This window comes from Nocardia inohanensis NBRC 100128 (assembly GCF_001612945.1).
GTDB lineage: Bacteria > Actinomycetota > Actinomycetes > Mycobacteriales > Mycobacteriaceae > Nocardia > Nocardia inohanensis.
Genome location: NZ_BDBK01000010.1, coordinates 224,797 through 246,494 on the forward strand (window position 1 = coordinate 224,797; position 21,698 = coordinate 246,494).

Here is a 21,698-nt window from a genome sequence, read left to right on the forward strand (position 1 = left end):
TGGTGCTACCTCTCGCGTTCGCGTAACGACAGGGACGATGTGAACAGGTGGGGACGGCCGGTCAGCGGGTTGGTTCCCATCTCGGCGGCGACCTGGAACACCTCCGCCACGGTCGCGGGCGTCAGCACCGCTCCGGGTGCGCCGCTCGCGACCACCTCTCCCCCGCGCATCAGATAGAGCTGGTCGCAATAGCCCGCCGCGAGATTGAGGTCGTGCAGTACCGCCACCACCGTGATGCCGAGGGCGCGCACCGCGTCCAGCAGATCGAGCTGGTGCCGGATATCGAGGTGATTGGTGGGTTCGTCGAGCACCAGTACGCGCGGCCGCTGGGCCAGTACGCGGGCCAGGTGTACGCGCTGCTTCTCCCCGCCGGACAACTCGCGGAACCGGGAATCGGCCTTGTCCGCCAACCCCATACTGCGCAACGCCGCGGGCACCGCATCGGCGGTGCGAGCCGCGCGCGGTAGTGCGGTGAGGCCGAGTGCCACGACCTGGGACACCGTCAGCTCGAGGTCGGTGTCGCCGTGCTGGATGAGCGCCGCGGTGCGCTGCGCGGCCTGCCGGGTCGACAACTCCGACCAGACGTCGTCACCGCCGATCACGATGGTCCCGGCGGCCGGACGCAGCGCGCGATAGATGCCGCGCAGCAGCGTCGATTTGCCGCTGCCATTGGGTCCGAGGATGCCGATCATCGATCCTGCGGGGGCGCTGAGACTGACGTCGGCGCAAATCCTGTTGCGCCCGATGCTGATATCCACATGCTGGAGTCGCACATCCATTGCTATCGCCCCGATCCGGGATCGCGCCGCACCAGCCAGAGCAGGAACGGCACGCCGATGAACGCCGTGAAGATCCCCAGCGGCAGCTCCGATTCGCTCGCCATCCGCCCGGCTGTGTCGACGACGGTGACCAGCAGGGCGCCGACCAGGACCGCCCCCGGCAGAAGCTTGCGGTGATCTCCCCCGATCAGCAGCCGGACCACGTGCGGAACCATCAGTCCGACGAAGCCGACACCGCCCGCGAGCGCTACGCAGACCCCGGTGGCCAGGGCCGAGACGATCAGCAGTTCGATCCGCAGCCGGGTCACCTGGGCGCCGAGCGCCGTCGCCGAATCATCGTCGAGCAGCAGACTGTTCGCGAAGCGCGCCCGCATCATGGCCCACCCGAATCCGGCGGCGATCACGATGGCCGCGAGTCCGGTCTGCCGGGCATCGACCCCGGCCAGGGAACCGAGCAGCCAGAACATCACCGCCCCGAGTTCGGCCGGGGTGGCCCGTATCTGTAGGTAGCTGGTCACGCCCTGCAACAGATAGCCGATGGCCACCCCGGACAGCAGCAGCCGGCCCGGCGCGATCACACCGTGCCGGCGGCCGACGAGCATGACGAGCGAGATCGCCGCGAGCGCGCCGAGAAACGCCGCCAGCGGAACCTGATAGCCCAGGCCGCCCAGCCCCGCCCCGACCGTGATCATGGCCACCGCACCCGTCGCGGCCCCCGCGGAGACACCGAGCAGGTACGGCTCGGCCATCGGGTTACGAACCACGGTCTGGAGCAATACGCCGGCAATCGAAAGCCCGGCCCCGATGACCAGCGCCGCGAATACTCTGGGCACCCGCTGATTCCAGACGATGTAGTCGCCGACCGGATCCAACGACCCGAACCGAGCTCCGGTCAGATGGTTGAGCACACTACTGATCACCTGCCCCGGGGGCAGGTCGGCCTGCCCCAGAGAAATCCCGAACGCGACAGCAATCACGTTGCAGCACAACATAACAGCGATGAACAACGGATATCGCGCGGTCCCCATCAGGTACCGGCGAGGAGTCACCGGCCGAGCGCCCGGCCGAGCGAGGTTGATGCGCACTGGAGATCCTTAGGAGTGGCGGGTTGCCCGTGCGGAGGAATGAACCGCCACATTATTCGGCTGTCGCACAAAAGATTTCAAGATAGCTGTGGGATAGCGCACTTGTCCGGAATTCCCCTCGGCCGTAGCGAAAACAACCTCTAACCTGAGCCCTCTAATGGAAACCGTTTCCATTAGAAGTCAAGGAGGAGACATGTCCGAGTTCTCGTTCACCGAGTCCGCCCCGGCCGAAAACCTCGCCGCTCCCCAGGGCCCCGGTACCAACGCCCTGGTCCAGAACCCCTTCGCCTTCACCGCCACCGACGCGGAGAAGCACCTGGCCGCCCCGCAGGGGCCGGGCACCAATGCGCTCGTGCAGAACCCCTTCGCCTGGGGCGTGAAGTAACCCGAAGCAGTCGCGCGCCCGGCCGATACCGGCCGGGCGCGCCGGCGAGAGGACACCAGATTGCTCCGGCTCACTGACGGCTACCACCTGTTCACCGATCCCGACGGACGCTGGCTCTACGCGCGGGCGGACGGCGGATTCGTTCGGATCGACGGTCCCGCCGAGGTGATCGCCACGCTGTCCACGCTGATCGCGACGGGTGCGGTCGAGATGAATTCGCTTCCGGCGCAACACCGTCAGCTGGCCGAGGAGCTGCTGCGTCGCGGCGTGCTCGACCGCGCCGCCGACGAGCCCGGCGGCGAGTCGGCCACCGTCCTCGTCGAGGGGACGAACCCGGTATCGCAGCTGCTGCGGGAACTACTGGACCAACCCGGCGTCGACATCGTTACCGCCGACCCGCTCACCGCGGACCACGTCGCCGCCGACATCATCGTCAGTTGCGCGGATCGGCTCACCGATGACCGCTGGCAACAACTAGATCGGTGGTGCGGCGCTCGCGAGATCGCTTGGCACCGAACCTATGTCGAGGGCACCGCGCTGGTGATCGGACCGTTCACGGCGCCCGGCCGGACCGCGTCCTACCGCGACACCCGGGGTCGGCTGCTCGCGGCGGCGCAGTCACCGGACGAGTTGCTGGCACTCTGGGCGCACCTCGACCGCGTGGCCGACGCGCGCACGAGGATTCCGGCCGCCGCGGCGGCGGTCGCGGCGGGTCTGCTGGCCGCGGATGTCCTTGCGTACCTGTCCGACCGGACCGTGCCGAGCCACGGCCACCAGCTCGTCTACCGGCCGGGGGACGCGGTGCTGACCCGGCATCCGGTGCTCCCGCTCCCGCGGCTGAAAGCCGGCGTTTCGTGAGAATACTGGCGGGCGAGGAAGTTCCGATGCCCGACGGAGTCACCCTCGCCACCGATGTATACCTGCCGGAGGATCCGATCGCCGTGGTGATCGTGCGCACTCCCTACGATCGGGCGAACCTGCGGCAGGAAGGCATCGGCTGGGCTCACGCCGGAATCGCCATGGTGGCCCAGGACGTCCGTGGCCGGTACGGGTCGGCCGGAACCTGGACGCCCTACCGGTCGGAGCGCTCGGACGGGGCGGCGCTGGCGGACTGGATCGCCGCGCAACCGTGGGCTCCCGCGACGAGGGTCGTCCAAGGCGCGTCCTATGCCGCCTTCACCGCCTGGTCGACCGCGATCGAACGGCCGGATCTGGTGGCCGGGGTGATATCCCAGGTTCCCGCCATGGGCACCCATTCGATCGTGTTCGATCCCGGCGGGATACTGCGATTGGCCGAGCATACGCACTGGTGGATCGATCATGCCGAATCCCGCACCAGCCGTATCGGTTTCGCGGCGGCGATGCTGACGGCGAACCCGGGGCTGTACCGGCACCTGCCGGTCGCCGGCATCGGCGTGACCGTGTGGCCGGCCGGTTCCCGGTGGTGGGAGGTGATCGAGGCCGGTCCCAGCCCGCGATTCCCGGATGACGACGGGCCACAGTCGATCACGGCCGCGGAACTCGCCGCGCTGGAGCTGCCGAGCCTGCACATCGGCGGCTGGTACGACAGTTTCCTGCCGACCACGCTGCGGCAGTGGGAACTGGCCGGAGCCACCGCGGCCGAGCCGCCGGCCAAACAACTGCTTGTCGGCCCGTGGGCACACGAGCTCTCCTCGCCACGCCACCGGACGGTGGGCGCACGGACCCACGGCGTCAATTCCCAACTCCCGCTGGGGCCATTGATGGCCGAGTGGGTACGGTCGGTAGCGCAGGGTAATCCCGCGAGCGGCGAACACGTCTACCTCACCGGTGCGAACGAATGGCTGCGGCAGTGGCCGCTGAAGACCGAGCGCGTCACGTACTACAGCGGAGCATCCGGGACCCTCGATCGCCGATGGCATTCCGGCCGAACCGAACTCACCTACCGTTACGATCCCGACGACCCGTTCCCCAGCGACACCGCCGGGCAAGCCCGGCCGGATCTGCGCACCCGTACCGACTGTCTGCGATTCACGACCGCCCCGGCCGGCACGGCGTTGTGCATCGCGGGCAGTCCGGTGGTGCGAGCCGGTACCGCGGCCCCCGTCCCGACCGACCGGGTCTTTCTGCTCACCGAAACGACCACCGCCGGAGCCGAATTCGTACTGGCCATCGGCACCGCGCGGTTGCCCGCCGGGCAGCACGACGTCACCGTGACCATGTCCGCCGTCGCGGCGGAGATACCCGCCGGATCGACGCTGACCCTGATCGTGACCGGCGGCTGGTTCCCGGAGCTGGCCCGGCATCCGCAGCACGCCACGGACCGCTATCTGACCACCGACCTGCGGCCCGCGATCCATACCGTCATCGCGGGCGCCACCCGAGTCGGGCTCCCGATCCGGAAAGGACGAGCGAAGCCATGAGCGCAGCGATCCACACCGTGGCTGCCGGCACCGATCCGCTGCTGGACCCACGCACCGGAATCGTGGTCTCCATGCAGCGTTTCACCCCCGCGCCGGAAGCGCCGCACGGCTGGGGCAGTTGGATCGCCTATCTGGCGGACACCAGCCGGTTCGGCGCTTTCCAGGCCGACCGCTACGGATACGGCGCCGCTCTCGACGACAGCGAGGCGGCGCGACTGGCCGCGCTGGGCGAGGCGGTGGAACGCTACTGCGGCAATGCCGTTCCCGACGGACTTCGCCGTGCCACCTGGGACGAGCTCACCCGCGCGCGAGTGGCGGCGCTGGACCCGGACCAGCTGTCGCTGTACAGCCCGCGGCAATACGCCGATCCGGAGTTCCCGTTCGTTCCCCTGCGCCGCGACACCCCGGCAACCTGGGCCGATGGTGAGGAAATGCACAGCGGCACCACCGCTCTCGTGCCGGCGGCATTGACCTACCTGAACTACTTCACCGGGTCGCGCCGCGCCGAGCCCTGGACGAACCCCGTGCCCTATTCGGGAATCGCCGCCGGTGTGGATCGCGAGCACGCGGAAGTGGCCGCGCTGGAGGAGGTATTCGAGCGTGACGCCACCGCCCTGTGGTGGGCTTCGGGCGCACCGGCGGTCCGGGTGCGCGGCTTCGACGAGTCGATACTGAACCCCCGGCTGGACGCCCACGTACTTTGGGTGCCTTCACAATTCGAGGTCTCGGTCATCGCCTGTTTCCTGGAGGACCACCGACGGGGCATCGTCGGCTTCGGCAGTTCGTGCAAGGCCGACCCGGAAAGGGCGGTGCGCAAGGCGATCGTCGAGGCATACCAGGCTTACCTGCTGGCGAGCGAGATCGACGACCCCGGCTCGGCCCTGTGGGCGGCCATCGCACGTGAGGACTTCCACGCACATACCTTCCGGCCGCACCGGGCGGACCGCGGGTACCGGCACGAGTTCCGCAGCGACCTGCGCGATATCGTGGATCTGCCGCTGCTGGCCCAGTACTACCTGGACCCCGCCCATCAGGGTGCGCCCCTGGACCGGCTGCGCACCCACGCCGCGGAGATCGAGCTCCGCGAGCTCCCCGCCGCCGCTCCGGACCGCGCCCGGGCGCACTATCTGGAAACCATTGCCGCGCAAGGCATGCTCGCGTACTCGGTGGATCTGACCACCACCGATGTGCGGGCGGCTGGGCGCCGGGTGGTGCGGGCGCTGATCCCGGGCACCTATGGCAATTCCCCCGCCGCCTACCCCTTCCTGGGCGGCACCCGGCTGTATCGAGTGCCGCAGCGCCTGGGCTTCACCGATCGAGTGCTCGACGACAACGACCTGTATCCCTACCCGATCCCTTTGGTGTGATGACTATGACCGGACCGCTCGTAGACCCCCGTACCGGTATCGTGCGCCGGGTCACCCCCGTGCAGCTGCCGGCCACCTTTCCCCCCGGTTTCCGGATGTTCGATTCGGTGCTGTCCGACACCACCCGGTTCGCCGCGTGGCCGGTCGACTCCTCCGGGGGCGGCTGCGCCTTCCACGACGAGGACGCCGCGCGCGCCGCCGCGATCGGCGAAGCCGTCGAACGGTACTGCGGCAATCTGGTGCCCGACGAGCTGATCCGAGGCCGCGGTATCGATCTGCGGGCCGCGGGCCACCGGGTGCTGCCGCTGGCGGAGGTCGCGCTCTACTCGCAAACGCAGTACGCGACAGTGGGTTTCCCCTTCGTGCCGCTCACCGACGAACTGGAGATCGACTGGACGCGCGGGCACGACCTGCTGACCGGCGCGGCGGTGCTGGTGCCGGCCGGCCTGGTGTGGGTGTCGTATCCGCTCGCTGTCGCGGAATCGACTCTGCCGGTGACGAATCCGATCATCCAGGCTGGACTGTCCGCCGGTCCGGATATGGAATTCGCGACCTTCGGCGCACTGTGCGAAATCATCGAGCGTGATGCGATGGCGCTGGCCTGGCACACTCGCGACGAACTGGTCGAACTGACGCCGGAGCCGTCGCTCGCCCGCCTGGCGACCCGCGCGGACTCCGGGATCACGACCCGATTCTTCTTGTTCCCCAACGAATTCGGACTCTACGTGGTCGGCGCGCTGACCCATGACCCCAATCGCGGCTACCTGACCATGGGCGCCGCGGCGCGGCCGTCGGCCACCGCCGCCGCACGCAAGGCACTGCTCGAAGCTCTTCAGCTGCAACGCTTCGTCGCCGAATACGACGATCCGGACGGTCCCTATATGCGGGCGGCACTCGACCCGCGTAGCCCGTTGCAGCCGTGGCGTCGCGACCGCGGCTATCGGGACGGTTACGGCGAAGAACTCGATCGGCTGGTGGACTACGGCTGCCATCTGCAATTATTCCTCGACCCCGCGGTACAGCGAGAGTTCCGGGCGGAGTTGGAAATCTCGTCCACCTCGGAGATTCCGCTGTCCGTACTCCCCGACGCGACCGAACTCACCGATGCTCGGGCCCTGGCCGCCCGGATCGCCGAGACCGGGGCGCAGGTGGCGGTCGTCGATGTCACCACCGAAGACGTCGCACCGACCGGCATGCGAGCGGTGCGGGTGATCGCCACCGGACTGTATTCGAACTCCGCCGCGGGAATGCCGTTCCTGGGCGGCCGGCGGCTGGCCGAGGCGCTGACGGCGCGCGGCACGACTCGCCGGGTACTGCCGCTACCGCACTGAATCCGCTTGTCCCGCAGTTCAGCTCGCGCCCACAGGCAGCACCAGCACCGGGAAGCAGGTGTCGCGCACGCCCAGCAGCGCGCCCAGTTCATCGTCGTAGAATCCCGCCACCGCGACGCAGCCGGTGCGCAGCGCGGTCGCCACGAGGTAGAGATTCTGCGCCACGACTCCGGCGTCGATATGTAGGGTGCGATAGTGCCGCGCGGGATACTTGCTCATGGTGGTATCGAGGCGCGCTGCCAGCACGATGAATGTTGTTGTGTAGGTGAGGAATTGCGGCTGAAGTAGCGCGGAAGCGAAATCCTCGGCCGACGGGGCGGTGCGCACCGGGGTCAGGGTATGCGCGCGCCGATCGTATCGATGCACCCCCGCGGGCACCGCGCTGCCGAGCAGGTCGACGAAGTAGACGTCGATCGAATCCAGCCCACCGGCGCTCGGCGCGGCCGACATGACGTGCGGGGTGCCATTCGGGCTGATCACGGTGCGCTGCGGCCCGCAGGCGTAGCCGAGCAGCGGGGCTACCATCGCGGGCGGGAGCGGGCCGGTGAACCGGTAGGTCGAACGCCGGGTGGCGAGTACCTGCGCCAGCGAGGATTCCCCGAGACCGGTCGGGGGCAGTAAATCGACAGCTGCGCCGGTTATTTCGCTCGTGCCCGGATGGCCGCCGGACGATGCCGGTCCGGACGCGGTCAGCAGGCGATGGATCCGCTGTGCCACCCGAATCGGGTCACTCATCGGATGCTTCCGACAGCAGAGCGGGCACTGGAGGTTGCCGCAGGGCCGTCATCGCCATGATCGCCGCGAGAATCAGGATCGGCGGTGCCACGGCCACGCTCGACGCCGGACCGAGACCACTGGCCAGAGCGCCCGCGACGAAAGCGCCGAGCGGCATCCCACCCCAGGCCACCATTCGCGCGGTGGTGTTCACCCGGGCCTGTAGCCGCAGCGGTGTATTGCGGGAACGAGCGGTGATTCCATTGAGAATGACCACGGTGGCCGCGGCCTGGTAGACAGCGAGCCAGAGCAGCGCGATCTCGAAGTGGCGCACCATAATCCAGCCGCCGATACCCACGGCGGCGGTGAGCAGACCGCCGGCGGTGACCGCGCGGATCGGAAGATCGGACATACGGGCGAAGACCCCGGTGCCTACCAGCGCGCCGACTCCCACCACCGAATACGCCACTCCTACCGCAGCGCCCGCCGCGGACTCGCCGTGCAGTTCCGTCACGCTCGGCGTCAGCAGACCGATGACGATACCCTCCGCGAACGAATTGGCCGAACCGAGCAGCGTCAGAGTCCGAATCACGCTTGTACCGAAGACATATCGCAATCCCTCGGCGATATCGCGCACGATCGATGGTCCGGCGGAGTCCGGTTCGTCCGCCGACGCCGCCGCGGGAACGGCCATGCGCCAGAACATTCCCGCCGCCGCCAGCAAGAGCACGGAGTCGGCGAGCAAGGCGTACACCGGGGTCACCAGCGCGGCCAGCGCGCCGCCCGCGGCTGGAATAGCCAGGCGGACAACCGTATTGGTGCCCGTCGCCATCGAATACGCGCGCCCGAGCCGCTCGGCTGGGACAATCGCGGGCAACATGGCGAACATCGCCGCGTCGAAGAAGACCAGCGCGGTATTCGCGAGTGCGAAGGCCACGAAAACTTGCGTTGTGGTGAGCACACCCGATATGGCGACCGCCGGAACCGAAACCGACGCGGCGGCGGCCGTCAGGCAGCAAACCACAGCCAACCCACTCGACGAGCACCGATCGGCGAGCGCCCCCGCGATCAGCCCCACCAATAGGTATGGCACCGCGCCGATCGCGACCATCAGCGCGCTCGCCCCGGCATTCCCGGTGCGCTCGTACACCATCAGCGGAAACACCACCATGGACACGCCGCCGGCGATCCACACGAAAGTGCGCGCCACCAGCATCCAGGTGAATTCGGATTTCAAGATCACGGCTCGTCGGTCCGGCCACGCCGCGCGGGTCCACCGCCCGCCAGCAGCCAGATGTATACGCCCAGCATTGCCGAGGCCAGCGCGAGGACGAACCCCGACATACTGATTCCCGCCGCCAGCCAGGGACCCACCGAACGCTGACCTTCCCAGTCGTCCATTCCCCACAGATACAGGAAAGCGACCGCCCCGCCGAAGGAGAGACAGGCGCCGACGGGAACACCGGCCACCACGAGCGCTATGGCCAGCCCGCGCAGGGCGGCCGCCTTGCGGCGGATCGGCTCGGCATCGGATACCGGAATCGACATGCGCCCAGCCAATCCCAGTCGGCGCACGGAGCCAAGGGCGCGGAGCTCGGCAACGGGGGGCGGACCGGACAACCTTCCGTCGAGCGTCACAGCCTGATCACAGTTCGCTTGTCGCGGTGGTCTTTTGATGGCAACAGACCGCCACCGACCCGGAGGTGCTCGAATGACGTTCAACACCTGGAAAGTCCGGCTCGTATTACCGCCCTGGCCGTCTCGACCGGACTCGTTTCCGAGCACTTCGCCACGCTCTACAGCCCGCGCGCCTGGCACCACGTTCTGAACGCCCTCGATCCCGGCCACTCCACCCGGTCCCCTGCGTCCCGGTCGACCCGTATTTCCCCGGCGTACCGGTCGTCGGCATTCCTGCCTGATCGAAGTAGCCGGGGGTGCGAGGCAGCTGAGCCGGACACGGTCGGGGGGTCAGCAGCCGCGAGCTCGCGCCGCTGTGTCCGCTGCTCGGATTCGCGGATAGGTTACGTGCCTCCCGGTTCGAAGGCACTGTCAATCCGGGATGGAAAACGCTGCCTCGCGTCACCAGCAGCATCAACTCGAGTCGATCCGACTCGCGTTGCCAACGATGAGAGGAATCCTCGTGATTACTCGTAGACTGCCCGGGTTGCGCATCGCGGCGGTAGCCGCAGCGCTACTGGCAACATCATGTTCCACTCCGAACAGCGAGAACAAACACGTACCGGAGAACGGTGCCGCTGTCTCGACGCTGCGAATCGCGCTGGCCAACCTGATCGATACCACGACCGTGACATGGGATTGCAAGAACACCTTCACCGAAGTCGTTCCGAACGCCATGGCCGCGGAGGTCGCGGTCAAGAAATTCCTCGACGCTGACGGAGTATCCGAATCCGGTAGGAAATTCGTCGAGAAGGTTGTCGCCCCTCAGGTCACGCAGTTCCGCGTCGAGGGGCAGTGGTGGCAAGAACACTGCGGCGCACCCGGATTCGACGAGACCAAGCAGTGGGGATACCTCTTCGACTCTCCCTGGGGTATTCAAGGAGACCTGCTCGAGTGGGGCCACACCTTGCTCAGCCTCTCCAATGCCATAGCCGACCCGTCGAAACGTTCAGAACCGAAGGATGTCGACGCGGTCGGTCGAAAGGAACCTGGTACTCACGAAGATCTGGTGAAATTCCGTGACTGCCAAGAGTTCTGGTGCTCGGACATGGTGCCCATCCCCACCGGCAGCTTCCAGATGGGCGGCACGATCGAGCAGGATCAGGCTACCGACCCGACCAACATGTTTCCGCCCTACCACGAATTCAACAAGCCGGTCCACCGAGTGAACATGGCCAAGCGTTACGCGATCGCCGACCGCGAGGTCACCGTCGGCGACTTCAAGAAATTCACGGAGGAGACCGGCCACTTCGTGCCGGAAGGCTGCCGCCTGGGCGACCCGAGTAATTCGGGCTGGACGATGCAGCACAAGGAGGTCGCCCTCACCACACGCCCGTCCCCGCAGCGTAATTGGCTCGAACCAGGCTTCACGCAGACCGATGACGAACCGGTGGTATGCATTCGACGTCAAGATGCTCAGGCATACGCCGAATGGCTCAGCGACAAGACCGGCCAGACCTACCGGCTGCCGACAGAAGCGGAGTGGGAGTACGCCGCCCGCGCCGGCGCCCAGACCGCGTTCTTCTGGGGCGACTCGATCGACGCCGCCTGCGACTACGCCAGTGTCAACGACTTGAGCACCTATGACGCGGTGCACTGGCTGCCACTGACCATGCGGTTCAACTGTCACGACAACGCGGCGTTCACCGCGAAGGTGAAAAGCTACCGGCCCAATGCCTTCGGGCTCCACGACGTGCTGGGCAACGCACGAGAATTCGTGAGTGACTGCTGGAATCCCTCTTTCGAGCGGGCGCCGGCCGATGGCAGCCGCTGGGACACCGGAAACTGCTGGGCCACGACAATGCGGGGCGGCGGGTGGGCCTACTGGCCTACCAACGTCACACTGAGTATGCGCGATGCCTATTACACAACCCAGGCTCGCTCCAACATGTGGGGCATGCGTCTGGTGCGTGAACTGTAGATCGTCGGAAGCCCCCGAGACCGCCCGCAAAACTGACGATCTCGGGGGTTGGCCCCCTACCGCTGATTCCTCGGAACAATGAACCGTGCGGCGAAGGACTTTTCATACCCGAACGGGGGGCGAACAAGACGATCCGCCGAGAGATAGCGGCGCACGCGATTCGAATTGGAGATGATCGGTAGCCGGGGGCACACGAGGAAGGCCGATGGTTCCATGCCAGGCGAAGACCGAATGTCAGGCCCCGCCAACACTTTCGCGGCCGGGCTCAATCTGCTGTTCAGCCGTTGGGAGCGGCAGCACGGTCGGCCACTGTCGAACAGCAGGCTCTCACGCAGCCTGGAGCACTCGGGGCAATATCTCTCCAAGGCCTATCTCACGCAACTGCGCAATGGCACCCGGGTCAATCCGTCGGAATCGACCATCCGGCGCCTGTGCGAATTCTTCGGGGTGGACTCGGATTATTTCGCCTACGACGCGAGCCGGTACACCGACGACCATGACACCTGGGTGATCACCCGGCTGCACCGGCCCGAGCTGCGACGCCTGGGCCGGGCCGCGTGCGGGTTGTCCGCGGCGAACCTGGAGCGGCTCATCCGCGCGGCGGAGGAGATTCGCCGGAACGACGGCCTGCCGCCGACCGCGCGCACAGCCGGAATCTAGGCGACTCCCGTTGCCGGAGTTCAAAGTTCGGGCAGCACCCGAGGCAGGTGGTGGGCGGCGGCGCGGCGACGGGTCTGGGTGGGGGGATGGCCGGTCCAGCGCACATACGCGCGGCGGAAGTCGCGGATATCGCTGTAGCCGATCTCGTCGGCGATCGTCGCGATCTTCATGTTGGACTTGCTGATCAGGAATTCGGCGCGCTGCCGCCGGACCCGATCACGAATATTGCTGAACTGCTCGCCGGCGGCGGCGAGCATGCGGCGCAGGGTGCGCTCGGTGACATTGAGCCGGCGCGCGACATCGGTCATGGTCAGCGAATTCCGCACGTTCTCACGGAGAATGGTCTCGACGGCCGCCACGATATCGGGGCGAACATCGTCCTCCTTCATCAGTTCCCGGCACGCGAGCACGGCGCCGCGCAAGCTGGTCTCGTCGTAGAAGGGGGTGCGCTCGTTCAGGATCGCGGCGGGGAAGAACATGCGATTCGCATCGGCATTGAAACGCACCGGACAGCCGAAGAACTTCGCGTAGAGGTCCGCGTACGGCGGCGCGGGGTAGGCGAGATGCAATTCCACAGGTGCGACGGGCATTCCGGTCATGGCCTTCAGCATCAGCAGCGAGCTGCAAAACGCTTCCTCGCACAGGAACCGCAGCAGCTCCGGTTCCGGCATGCGCTCGATCAGGCGCAGCGCCACCTGGTCACCGTGTGTCTCCAGTTCGGAATCGATCAGCACCCCCACCAGATTCTGGAATTCGCGCCCGACCCGGACGGCGTCCGCCACGGTGCGGCTGAACCGCATCGCCACCCCCGGCAGACCGCACGACAACAGCACGTCGCGAGTTCCGACGTGCATGCCGAGCGGTCCTTCCGGCATGGTCCGCACCGCCCGCCGGAGAATCGAAACCGATTGGCAGAACGACACTCTCGTCTCCGGTAGCACCATGTGATCGGGGGTCAGCCCGGTGCCCGCGAACCACGGGTTGGGGTCGAGGCCGCGTTGCCGGGCCAGACCGACCACCGCGGCGATGACGACGGGACTGATGGTTGCCATTTCGAACGAAGGATCATGGTCCACGGATTACGCCTTCCTCCATCGGCCCGAGGGGCCTGCTCACGGCAAGCAACGTATTCGATGCTGAATATTTGCTGAATCCCGCTGAAGGATGATGAAGGAATCTGATCGACTGGCAGCGAGCAGCCACTCGGCTGGCGGCCGTCAGTCACCTGCCCGCCACTATGCTGCACCACATGCCGGAATGCAAGATTTATAGCCTGTACTGCGCATTAGTCAGCGAGCGGCCGACCCCTCGGATGGTCCCGTAATGGCTGTCACACTCCCCCGTCGTTGGGCCGCGGCAGCCTATTTCGCACCGCTCCCGGTGGCGGCCCTGGAGCTTGCCCTTGCGGTTGCTGAAGAGAAGCCGCCATTGCTGTGGACCACCGCGGCCGCTGTTTCGGTCGCCATGCTCGCCGTGCGGCGCCGGTACCCGGCGCTCGCCTTCCTGGCCGCTCTGCCCGCCGGGGTCCATCTCACCATCGGTCTGGTGGTCGCCGCCTACAGCGTCGGCCGCTATGCGGCCCGGCTGGCCACCGTGGCTGGTTGCTGCCTGGTCGTAACCGTGATCGACGCCTGTTTCGATCTCTCCCGGCTGGACCACTACGACGTCTTCCATGTGACCCAGACCGTCATCTATGCCATGCTGGCCAATTCGGCGGCTTTCGTGCTCGGCAGGCTGGTGTCATCGCGAATCACCTTGCACAACAAGTACATCGAACTGAAGCAGGCGAGGGAGGAGACCATCGGACTCCGGACCCGGGCGGCGCTGGTGCGGGATCGGGCACGACTGGCCGCGGAAATGCACGACATCGTCTCGCACCAGATGAGCCTGATCGCGGTGCATGCGGGCGCGCTCGAAATGACGAGTGACGATCCGGATGCGCGAACGGCCGCCGCCACCATTCGCGGATTGAGCGTGAAGACGCTCGACGAGCTCCGGCATGTGGTGGGCATTCTGCGCAATTCCGGTCTCGCCGAACCGGGTCCGCTCAATCCACAGCCCATGGTCGCGCAATTGCCGGAGCTGGTGCGCGAGAGCGGCCTGGAGGTCACGGTCAGCGGTGCACTGCCGGAGAATCTGCCCGCCGCGAGCCAGCGGGTCATCTATCGCATGGTGCAGGAAGCATTCACCAATGTGCGCAAACACGCGCCGGGCTCGCGGGTCGTGCTCGAATTCGGTGACAGCGCTTCGGAAATCGTGACCGTGGTACGGAACACCGCCGGGCACGGCCCGAATCTGGGCCTGCCCGGCGGTGGTCATGGTCTGGCGGGTATTCGCGAACGCGCGGATGTCCTCGGCGGGACGTTGACGGCTCGGGCGGAACCCGGCGGCGGATTCCGCACCGAACTCAGAATCCCTTACACCCGAGCCGAATCGGTGCGGGCGGCGGAGATCTAGAGACCGATCCCGCGCGCCAATACCGGCCAGGAGGCGATCAGATCGTCCATCCAGTAGCCCCACGAATGGGTGCCGGCCGGGCGAAGGTTGTAGGTGGCGGGGATGTTCAGCTCGTCGAGCCGCCGCTTCAGATTGTGCGTGCACAGGTTGGTCGCCGCTTCGATCACGCCGCCGACCACCATCTGATTGCCGAGACCGATCGGGCCGGGCAGGGCGTACTCGCCGTTCAGCACATCGTGCTGCCCGGGGAGACCGTTGCCGCTGGAGACATAGATTTCCAAGCCGCGCAGCCCCTCCGCGTTGAGCAGCGGATCATTGCGCCGCCACTCCTCCGAACCGATCGGTCCCCACATGTTCTCGACATCGCCGCCGGCGACCATCGAGACGGTGGTCTTCACGAACTCCGCACCGAGCGGATCGCTGGTCTGCGCGCAGCCGCTGTACGAGGCGGTGGCGCGGTACAGGCCCGGCGCGGCGATCGGCAGCGCCAGTACCGAGGTGGCCGAGGCCGACAGGCCGGCAATGGCATTGAGCCCGTTGGTGCCGAGCGCGCCGTCGACTATCGGCGGCAGTTCACGGGTCAGGAAGGTGCTCCACTTGTTGACGCCCAATTTCGGATCGGCCTTGATCCAGTCGGCGTAGTAGCTGCCGCGGCCGCCGATCACCTGCACCACGTTGACGTTCTTGTCCGAAAGAAAGCCCAGCGCATCGGTTTTCGCGTTCCAGGTGGCGTCGTCCTCGCCACCGCCCGCGCCATTGAGCAGGTAGAGCACCGGACGGGGCTGCGAGGTGTCGGCCGGACGCTGGATGTGCATCGGTACCACCCGGTCCATCGCCGCCGACCACACGTCCAGCCGGATGTGGCGGTCGCTGAGCAGCCGGGCGTCGACGATCTTGGAACCGTCGGGTGCGGTCGGCATCGCCAGCAGCGACTGACGTTCGACAATCGGATCGGATTTGGCCGGGACCACAATGAATGCGGCGACCGCGACGATCATCGACATCAGGATGAGGATCGCCACCAGAGCGCGCTTGTTCTTCGAATTGCCTGCACGGCCGTACATACTTCACCTGGTTCTGAATTACGGTGTCGGGGGGGAATGCCGCCGCCCGCGAAGGTATGGCGGCGGAGAAAATTCGGCCCACAGTGGCGAGCCGGGGCGGTGGCCCGTGAGGTCCACGGGCCACCACCCGTTGACAGCTGTCAAAAGCTCAACTGTCGGATCGAATCTCGAACTGGATCAGCTACGGACAGCGCCGTTGTACTGCCACCAGCGACCGTTGAACAGACCACCGATTCCCAGGAAGCCACCGTCGGACGCGAGCTTGCTCGTATCGAACTGCGACCAGATGATCCGGCCGTCCAGGATCTGTTTTTTGAATTCGTCGGTCTTGTAGTTCATGAACGTATCCGGAATCATCTCCGCGAGCTCGGAGGCCGGAATCTGGTCGAACTGCTTGTAGTCGAAGCCGTCCGGCACATTCTTGCCCAGGAGCAGATCCCAGGCGTTGGTCTTGTCGATGGTGACCTTCGGCTCGTTGTACTCGCCCCCGCCCTCACCGAGCATGTCGCCCCACGGGAAGCCGCTCCAGAAGCCGTTCATCTCGATGGCGTCCGCCAGCTTCGACGAACCGGCGCCGTCCAGGAACTTGGCGAGACCGGTGTCGCCCATGGGCTTTCCGTCCGTGCCCAGCGGCCGGCCCAGACCCAGCGCGTCGGCGACACTCGACGAGCCGACGCCGTACAGCAGCGCCGCCGGCAGCGTCGCGCTGCCCGCCGACACCGTGCTGTCCGGCTTGCCGTCACCGTCGGCGTCCACCGGCTTCGAGGAGCCCAGCGCCGACAACAACGACGAAGACCAACTGCCCCCATCCTTGTCACCCTTGCCATCGGTACCGGTGCCGGTGCCGTCCGAGGAACCCAGCGCACCCGCCAGCGACGAAGAACCCAGCGCCGTCAGCAACGAACCCGGAATCGCCGCACTACCGGCGGAGGTCGAGCCGTCCGGCTTGCCGTCACCATCGGTATCCACCGGCTTCGAGGAGCCCAGCGCCGACAACAACGACGAAGACCAACTGCCGCCATCCTTGTCGCCCTTGCCATCGGTACCGGTGCCGGTGCCGTCCGAGGAACCCAGCGCACCCGCCAGCGACGAAGAACCCAGCGCCGTCAGCAACGAACCCGGAATCGCCGCACTACCGGCGGAGGTCGAGCCGTCCGGTTTGCCGTCACCATTGGTATCCACCGGCTTGGACGAACCCAGGCCCGCGAGCAGCGACGAAGATCCGGTGCCAGTGCCGGCGCCACCCTCGGTACCGGTACCGCCCTCGGTGCCGGTACCGCCTTCGGTACCGGTGCCGGTGCCGTTCGAGGAACCGAGCGCGGTCCCCAACGACGAAGAACCGCCGCCCTTGCCACCGTTGCCGTCGGTGCCGGTGCCGGTGCCGGTGCCACCCGACGAACCCAGCAGCGGGAGACCGGCGGAACCCAGCAGCGAACCCGCCGCGGTGGAGCCGGTGGTCAGGCCGGGGACCAGGGTCCCCAGCGTCGCCGAACCCGGCAGTACGCCGGCCGAACCGAGCACCGCCGAACCGAGCGCGGCCGAACCCACCGCGGCCGAACCGGCAGCCGCCGAGCCCGCGGCCGTGGCGGCGGCGCCGAGCGCCGCACCGCCGGCCATGGACGGACCCTCCGGGCCGCCCGCCCAGGCTTCGTTGTAGAACGGCTTGGGACGACCGTCCGCAGCGCGGTCCGCCTGATCCGCGGGGATCAGGCTCGGGGTCTCCGGGTCGGCCGACGCGTTGCCGGCATTGGCCGCAGCACCGAGGGCGACAGCGGAACCGGCCGCCGCGACCCAGAGTGCCTTACGCCACTTGTGCGCCGAGGCGCCATTATCTGCAGAACTGCGCATTACTCGTGTACTCCGAACATGGTGGTTGGTAACTGTTTTCGATTCCCGATCGAGGAATCGGATTTACCGGAACGAGTTGACGATGCTGATCACGTTCGCGGCGAGGCCGGTCAATGTGCTGGCGAGATTCAGGGCGCTGGAGCCCAGATTGAGCAGCACGGGCAGTGACGATGACATGAGACTCCCGAAATTTTGCTGAAAGTTGTCTGTTGGACTCCCAGATTCTGTTTTTATGCTCTTCAAGCGGTCAATTCAATGAGTCGATGTGTCCGCCGCACCCCCGGTTGTGGCGGCAGTCCCCTATGCAGCAGCACAATTCGTTCCATCCGGAAATAACCAGCCCGGCGCCATCGCCCACCGCGGCGGCGAAAAGCAGAGACAGACACCACATTCGATGTCGCACAGCCAATAGCGGCAAGGATTCCCGTAAGGTCGGGCACCATGATCCGAGTCATGGTCATCGACGATGAGGCTTTGGTTCGCTCCGGATTCGCCCTTATCCTCAATCAGGATCCCGACCTCGAGGTGGTCGCCACCGCGGACGGACGGGAAGCGATCGCGGCCATCGAACGGCACCGCCCGGACGTGGTGCTGCTCGATATCCGGATGCCCGAGGTGGACGGCTTGGCGGTACTGCGAGCGGTGGCGCGCGGCGACCACACGCCGGCGGTGGCCATGCTCACCACCTTCGATGCCGACGAGTACGTACTACAGGCGCTGCGTCTGGGGGCCGCGGGTTATCTACTCAAAGACACCGACCCGCATCAGCTCGCATCGATGGTCAAGACCCTGGCGGCCGGGGGCGTGGTGCTCTCGTCGAAGGTCACCGTGGCGGTCATCGCGCAGATGTCCACCACCGCAGGCGATTCGGCGACGACGGCCGCGGTCGGCACGCTGTCCGAACGGGAGCGCACGGTGCTGCGCCTCATCGCCGGCGGCGCCTCCAATCCCGAGATCGCCGCGGCGATCCAGCACAGCGTCGGCACCGTCAAGGACGATGTGAGCGCGATTCTGGCCAAACTCGGTGTCGGCACGCGCGTCGAGGCCGCGCTGATCGCGCAGCAAGCCGGGCTGCTCGAGGCCGCCGACGGCTGAGGATCATCGGCCGGCCCGACCGCATCGGGTCCGGATCGTCCGCGATCCCCCGCCGATCGGCACCTCGCGCCCTCCCCGTGCGAGCCGATTCTGATGTTCGATGTTTACCGCTCCGAGATCTGTGTAGCACAGCGAATTTCGCTCGGCACGTTTCTCTTCGGAAAGGTGAACAATCATGGCTGGCAAGCGCTTTCAGCAGGAAGGGCCCGCCTTCGCCCAGCGGCTGAACCTGTTGTTCCGCCACTGGGAAAGAACCAATGGGCGCCACCTGACCCTGCGTACCGTGGCCGAATACCCGACCAAGGATCAGTCCAGGGTCTCGATCCACTATCTCAGCCAATTGCGTCACGGACAGCGCGACAACCCGTCCGCGACGGTGGTCCGGCACCTGTGCGGCTTCTTCGGCGTCGACGAGGAGTACTTCGACTTCGGCTCGACGAGCCCGGCGAGCGACGATTCCGCCCTCGCCACGCGGCTGACCGACCCGACCTTGCGGCGCTTGCTGCGGGCGGCGTCCGGCCTCTCCGCGCAGAGCCTGGAAACGCTTGTGCGCGAGGCTGATCGGCAACGCCGGCAGCAGAGCCTGCGGACAACATCCAAACATGATTCGAGCGAACAGTGATGTCCGCTCGAACCGGCGGGTAGGGGCCGGCGGCTACGCGTCAGGATCCGACCCCGCGTGGCCCGCCGCGACATCGTCGGCCGTAAGTTGCTGTCGTGCAACGGTTTTCACTAGCTGGCCGAACCGCTTGACCGGGACCTTCAGCTCGGTCACCTGCCGGGTTCCGCAGGTACCGTCGGCTACGGCCTCGAATTCCGCGATCATCCGGTTCGCGCGCTGGCACCGCATGCGCTCTCCCGTGGTCATACCGCCCCACACCCCGAAACGCTGATCGGTCAGCAGCGCGTATTCCAGGCATTCCTTTTGCACCAGGCAGCTACGGCAGACCACTTTGGCGGTTCGCGCCGATTCCCCGACCGCGGGGAAGAACAGATCCGGATCGATCTGGGAGCACAGGGCTTCCTGCCGCCAATGCCGTTCATCAGGGTCATCATCGTGTAATTCGGGTCCAGAACTGTTGAAATACGACACGTTTCGATCCTCGCGAACGCACGTACCGGCCCGGAAGGGGAGCACGGGACAGTTGGGGGGGCATCCGCCGACAACCGGTGTGGCGATCAGCACGGCTCCAGCGCCGGTGTGCCTGAGGGGACCCGGAAGGAGACCGTGGAAGTCGTTCTGGGCTCGGGAGTTTCGATCGGCACCTCCCGGAAGTGGAAGCGCGCCTCGTCGGCTCCGGCCTCCAGCACGCCGTATCCGTGCGTAGCCATATTCGCGTAGCGCAGGTGCGGATTGTGCCCCTTGCGCAACGCTTCCTCGTCGTGATGACCGGTGCCCGGGGAAGTCAGCGACGGCACCACGAACTCGACGCCCGCCCGGCGCGCGCCCGGCGTGTTCGCCTGCGCCCCACTGGTAACGCCCGGCGCGAAACCGGTGTCCCAGAGCTCGCCCGCGTACGCGTCATGGTCGTCACCGGTCACCACCACCAGATTCGGCCCGCGCTGCGCGGCCGCCGAAAGGACCCGGGCGCGTTCGGCGCCGTAGCCGTCCCAGGTATCCAGCCACGCCCGGCTGCCATCGTCGGCCACCACCATTCCCATCATCATGTTGGCGTTGGCCAATACCCGCCATTGCGCGGAGGATTCGGATATGCCGTCGATCAGCCAATCGGCTTGGGCGCGGCCGAGCATCGATCGCGCCGGATCGTCGGCGTCGGCGCAGACCACCGGTCGCATCGAATCGCCGCACCCCTGCACATCGCGGAACCGGCGCACGTCGGGCGCGAACAGTTCCACGGTTCGGCCCAGTCGCAGGGTCCGGTGCGTGCGCAGCGGATCCTCGGAAAACCTCGGCACCGGCATGTATTCGAACCAGGATTGCCAGGCCCACTGCTTCTTCTGCTGGAAGTCCGAGAGCAGGCGGTCCACCTCGGCCAGGGGCCCGGGGGTCCAGCCGCCGGACCAGTAGTTGTTGCGGAACTCGTGATCGTCCCAGATCGGCACGAACGCGTGGCGCGAGTGCATGTAGTGCAGATCCGGATCGCTGCGATGCACCCGATACTTCTCGCGCATACGATCCAGCGTCTGCGGATAGAGATTGAGATCGGTGCCCCGCGGTCCGGCCGGGTAGCTGTTCTCGTAGACGTAATCCCCCAGGCAGACAACCAGATCCAGCTCCTCGTCACCGAGCAGCCGGTGCGCCCCGTAATAACCGGAGGCGAAATCCTGACAGGCGAACCAGCCGATCCGCACCGGCTCCCGCGAGTCGGCCGGCCGCAACGTCCGGAAGCGACCGGTCGGGGATTCCGCTCCGGCGCCGCGGAATTGGTAGAAGTACTCCTCCCCCGGGCGAAGACCGGAGACCTCCAGGCGCGCGGTGCCGTCGGCGCCGGGGTCGACGGCCACGGTGGTGACCACCTCCGGATCGGAGAGATCCGCACGCCGCGAGACGATCACCGCCAAGTCGCCGATATCGCCGGCGGCCGGTCCGTTCGGGACGAGCAGGGCAGGCTCGCGCAGTGGCGTGACCGCCGCCGGTTCGGCGGTCACCCTGGTCCAGAGCGTGATGCCGTCGGTCCGCGGCACCCCGGCCGTCACGCCGTTGGCGAAGTGCGGGTCGCGCACCAGCCCGGGCTGCGCATCGCGCGCCCGGCGCAGCATCGGTCCGGACGCGTGCGCGGGCCTCGCGGCGGCTACCCCGGCCAGCAGCGCCGCCGCCGAGCCGCCGAGTAGAGCGCGCCGGGAAACACTGCCACTCATGGATACTGCCGCCTTTCCACTGATGTGCCGCATTCGAGACAACCCGCCGCTGAAAATCGAAACGCCGCCAGGAGAATGCGAATCCTGGCGGCG

Annotated in this window: 20 protein-coding genes; 10 read left to right on the forward strand and 10 right to left on the reverse strand. The window is 67.0% G+C overall.

Annotated elements, in window-relative coordinates:
- Positions 1-5: 5 nt before the first annotated feature.
- Positions 6-779 (reverse strand): ABC transporter ATP-binding protein, encoded by a 774-nt coding sequence (locus NI1_RS20710; RefSeq protein WP_067823317.1) that lies wholly within the window; start codon positions 777-779, stop codon positions 6-8.
- Positions 780-781: 2 nt separating this feature from the next.
- The gene (locus NI1_RS20715) at positions 782-1,756 is read right to left on the reverse strand and encodes a FecCD family ABC transporter permease (protein WP_218026791.1); all 975 of its coding nucleotides are present in this window, start codon (positions 1,754-1,756) and stop codon (positions 782-784) included.
- A gap of 301 nt (positions 1,757-2,057) precedes the next feature.
- On the opposite strand from NI1_RS20715, the gene NI1_RS20720 reads away from it, so the two are divergent.
- The 5 genes from NI1_RS20720 to NI1_RS20740 are packed head-to-tail and all read left to right on the forward strand — an operon-like array spanning position 2,058 to position 7,349.
- Positions 2,058-2,249 (forward strand): streptamidine-related RiPP repeat protein, encoded by a 192-nt coding sequence (locus NI1_RS20720; RefSeq protein WP_084523471.1) that lies wholly within the window; start codon positions 2,058-2,060, stop codon positions 2,247-2,249.
- Positions 2,250-2,309: 60 nt separating this feature from the next.
- Entirely contained in the window at positions 2,310-3,107 is a 798-nt protein-coding gene (locus NI1_RS20725) for a hypothetical protein (RefSeq protein WP_067823327.1), read from the forward strand.
- 26 nt (positions 3,108-3,133) lie between these two features.
- Positions 3,134-4,651, forward strand: coding sequence for a CocE/NonD family hydrolase (locus tag NI1_RS20730; RefSeq protein WP_067823330.1), 1,518 nt, complete (start codon positions 3,134-3,136; stop codon positions 4,649-4,651).
- On the forward strand, positions 4,648-6,018 hold the full coding sequence (locus NI1_RS20735) for a YcaO-like family protein (protein ID WP_067823333.1): 1,371 nt from the start codon (positions 4,648-4,650) through the stop codon (positions 6,016-6,018). The genes NI1_RS20730 and NI1_RS20735 overlap by 4 nt, the downstream gene beginning before the upstream one ends.
- A gap of 5 nt (positions 6,019-6,023) precedes the next feature.
- Complete coding sequence (locus NI1_RS20740) at positions 6,024-7,349, forward strand: YcaO-like family protein (RefSeq protein WP_067823336.1); 1,326 nt, start codon at positions 6,024-6,026, stop codon at positions 7,347-7,349.
- An 18-nt stretch (positions 7,350-7,367) separates the two neighbouring features.
- On the opposite strand, the gene NI1_RS20745 is transcribed toward NI1_RS20740, so the two are convergent.
- Genes NI1_RS20745 through NI1_RS20755 form a run of 3 tightly spaced genes read right to left on the reverse strand, consistent with a single transcriptional unit; the run spans position 7,368 to position 9,611 of the window.
- Positions 7,368-8,084: a SagB family peptide dehydrogenase gene (locus tag NI1_RS20745; RefSeq protein WP_084523473.1), complete on the reverse strand. Its 717-nt coding sequence runs from the start codon at positions 8,082-8,084 to the stop codon at positions 7,368-7,370.
- Positions 8,077-9,306 carry an MFS transporter gene (locus NI1_RS20750; RefSeq protein WP_067823342.1) on the reverse strand — a complete coding sequence of 410 codons (1,230 nt, stop codon included), beginning with the start codon at positions 9,304-9,306 and terminating at the stop codon, positions 8,077-8,079. The genes NI1_RS20745 and NI1_RS20750 overlap by 8 nt, the downstream gene beginning before the upstream one ends.
- The gene (locus NI1_RS20755; RefSeq protein ID WP_067823347.1) at positions 9,303-9,611 is read right to left on the reverse strand and encodes a hypothetical protein; all 309 of its coding nucleotides are present in this window, start codon (positions 9,609-9,611) and stop codon (positions 9,303-9,305) included. The genes NI1_RS20750 and NI1_RS20755 overlap by 4 nt, the downstream gene beginning before the upstream one ends.
- A 616-nt stretch (positions 9,612-10,227) precedes the next feature.
- Here NI1_RS20755 and NI1_RS20760 point away from each other — a divergent pair.
- Both NI1_RS20760 and NI1_RS20765 read left to right on the forward strand, forming a co-directional pair.
- A complete protein-coding gene (locus NI1_RS20760; protein ID WP_067823350.1) occupies positions 10,228-11,661 on the forward strand; it encodes a formylglycine-generating enzyme family protein in 1,434 nt (477 codons plus the stop codon).
- A 231-nt stretch (positions 11,662-11,892) separates the two neighbouring features.
- Positions 11,893-12,321, forward strand: a complete 429-nt coding sequence (locus NI1_RS20765) for a helix-turn-helix domain-containing protein (protein WP_067823353.1) — start codon at positions 11,893-11,895, stop codon at positions 12,319-12,321.
- Positions 12,322-12,341: 20 nt separating this feature from the next.
- On the opposite strand, the gene NI1_RS20770 is transcribed toward NI1_RS20765, so the two are convergent.
- Positions 12,342-13,373, reverse strand: a complete 1,032-nt coding sequence (locus tag NI1_RS20770; protein ID WP_067823356.1) for an AraC family transcriptional regulator — start codon at positions 13,371-13,373, stop codon at positions 12,342-12,344.
- Positions 13,374-13,644: 271 nt separating this feature from the next.
- Between NI1_RS20770 and NI1_RS20775 the strand changes: the two genes are divergently transcribed.
- On the forward strand, positions 13,645-14,778 hold the full coding sequence (locus tag NI1_RS20775) for a sensor histidine kinase (RefSeq protein WP_067823358.1): 1,134 nt from the start codon (positions 13,645-13,647) through the stop codon (positions 14,776-14,778).
- Here the strand turns inward: NI1_RS20775 and NI1_RS20780 are convergent.
- Both NI1_RS20780 and NI1_RS20785 read right to left on the reverse strand, forming a co-directional pair.
- Entirely contained in the window at positions 14,775-15,782 is a 1,008-nt protein-coding gene (locus NI1_RS20780; RefSeq protein ID WP_067823888.1) for an alpha/beta hydrolase, read from the reverse strand. The genes NI1_RS20775 and NI1_RS20780 overlap by 4 nt on opposite strands.
- A gap of 237 nt (positions 15,783-16,019) precedes the next feature.
- On the reverse strand, positions 16,020-17,690 hold the full coding sequence (locus NI1_RS20785) for a hypothetical protein (RefSeq protein WP_067823361.1): 1,671 nt from the start codon (positions 17,688-17,690) through the stop codon (positions 16,020-16,022).
- 453 nt (positions 17,691-18,143) lie between these two features.
- Here NI1_RS20785 and NI1_RS20790 point away from each other — a divergent pair, with 453 nt between their 5' ends.
- Complete coding sequence (locus NI1_RS20790) at positions 18,144-18,785, forward strand: response regulator (RefSeq protein ID WP_245663328.1); 642 nt, start codon at positions 18,144-18,146, stop codon at positions 18,783-18,785.
- A 175-nt stretch (positions 18,786-18,960) separates the two neighbouring features.
- On the forward strand, positions 18,961-19,407 hold the full coding sequence (locus NI1_RS20795) for a helix-turn-helix domain-containing protein (protein WP_067823366.1): 447 nt from the start codon (positions 18,961-18,963) through the stop codon (positions 19,405-19,407).
- Between the two features lie 33 nt (positions 19,408-19,440).
- Here the strand turns inward: NI1_RS20795 and NI1_RS39900 are convergent, their stop codons facing one another.
- Together NI1_RS39900 and NI1_RS20805 are read right to left on the reverse strand one after the other, a co-directional pair.
- Positions 19,441-19,878 carry a WhiB family transcriptional regulator gene (locus NI1_RS39900; protein ID WP_067823369.1) on the reverse strand — a complete coding sequence of 146 codons (438 nt, stop codon included), beginning with the start codon at positions 19,876-19,878 and terminating at the stop codon, positions 19,441-19,443.
- Positions 19,879-19,964: 86 nt separating this feature from the next.
- Complete coding sequence (locus NI1_RS20805) at positions 19,965-21,605, reverse strand: alkaline phosphatase D family protein (protein ID WP_067823891.1); 1,641 nt, start codon at positions 21,603-21,605, stop codon at positions 19,965-19,967.
- Between the last annotated feature and the right edge of the window lie 93 nt (positions 21,606-21,698).

Excerpts from the sequence above, each read along its gene's own strand:
- NI1_RS20780 (WP_067823888.1), bottom strand. The coding sequence starts at position 15,782 with ATGTCGATGATCGTCGCGGTCGCCGCATTCATTGTGGTCCCGGCCAAA.
- NI1_RS20765 (WP_067823353.1), top strand. The coding sequence starts at position 11,893 with ATGTCAGGCCCCGCCAACACTTTCGCGGCCGGGCTCAATCTGCTGTTC.
- NI1_RS20805 (WP_067823891.1), bottom strand. The coding sequence starts at position 21,605 with ATGAGTGGCAGTGTTTCCCGGCGCGCTCTACTCGGCGGCTCGGCGGCG.
- NI1_RS20710 (WP_067823317.1), bottom strand. The coding sequence starts at position 779 with ATGGATGTGCGACTCCAGCATGTGGATATCAGCATCGGGCGCAACAGG.
- NI1_RS20775 (WP_067823358.1), top strand. The coding sequence starts at position 13,645 with ATGGCTGTCACACTCCCCCGTCGTTGGGCCGCGGCAGCCTATTTCGCA.
- NI1_RS20740 (WP_067823336.1), top strand. The coding sequence starts at position 6,024 with ATGACCGGACCGCTCGTAGACCCCCGTACCGGTATCGTGCGCCGGGTC.
- NI1_RS20745 (WP_084523473.1), bottom strand. The coding sequence starts at position 8,084 with ATGAGTGACCCGATTCGGGTGGCACAGCGGATCCATCGCCTGCTGACC.
- NI1_RS20790 (WP_245663328.1), top strand. The coding sequence starts at position 18,144 with ATGGTCATCGACGATGAGGCTTTGGTTCGCTCCGGATTCGCCCTTATC.
- NI1_RS20720 (WP_084523471.1), top strand. The coding sequence starts at position 2,058 with ATGTCCGAGTTCTCGTTCACCGAGTCCGCCCCGGCCGAAAACCTCGCC.
- NI1_RS20755 (WP_067823347.1), bottom strand. The coding sequence starts at position 9,611 with ATGTCGATTCCGGTATCCGATGCCGAGCCGATCCGCCGCAAGGCGGCC.
- NI1_RS20785 (WP_067823361.1), bottom strand. The coding sequence starts at position 17,690 with ATGCGCAGTTCTGCAGATAATGGCGCCTCGGCGCACAAGTGGCGTAAG.
- NI1_RS20735 (WP_067823333.1), top strand. The coding sequence starts at position 4,648 with ATGAGCGCAGCGATCCACACCGTGGCTGCCGGCACCGATCCGCTGCTG.
- NI1_RS20770 (WP_067823356.1), bottom strand. The coding sequence starts at position 13,373 with ATGGCAACCATCAGTCCCGTCGTCATCGCCGCGGTGGTCGGTCTGGCC.
- NI1_RS20730 (WP_067823330.1), top strand. The coding sequence starts at position 3,134 with ATGCCCGACGGAGTCACCCTCGCCACCGATGTATACCTGCCGGAGGAT.
- NI1_RS20795 (WP_067823366.1), top strand. The coding sequence starts at position 18,961 with ATGGCTGGCAAGCGCTTTCAGCAGGAAGGGCCCGCCTTCGCCCAGCGG.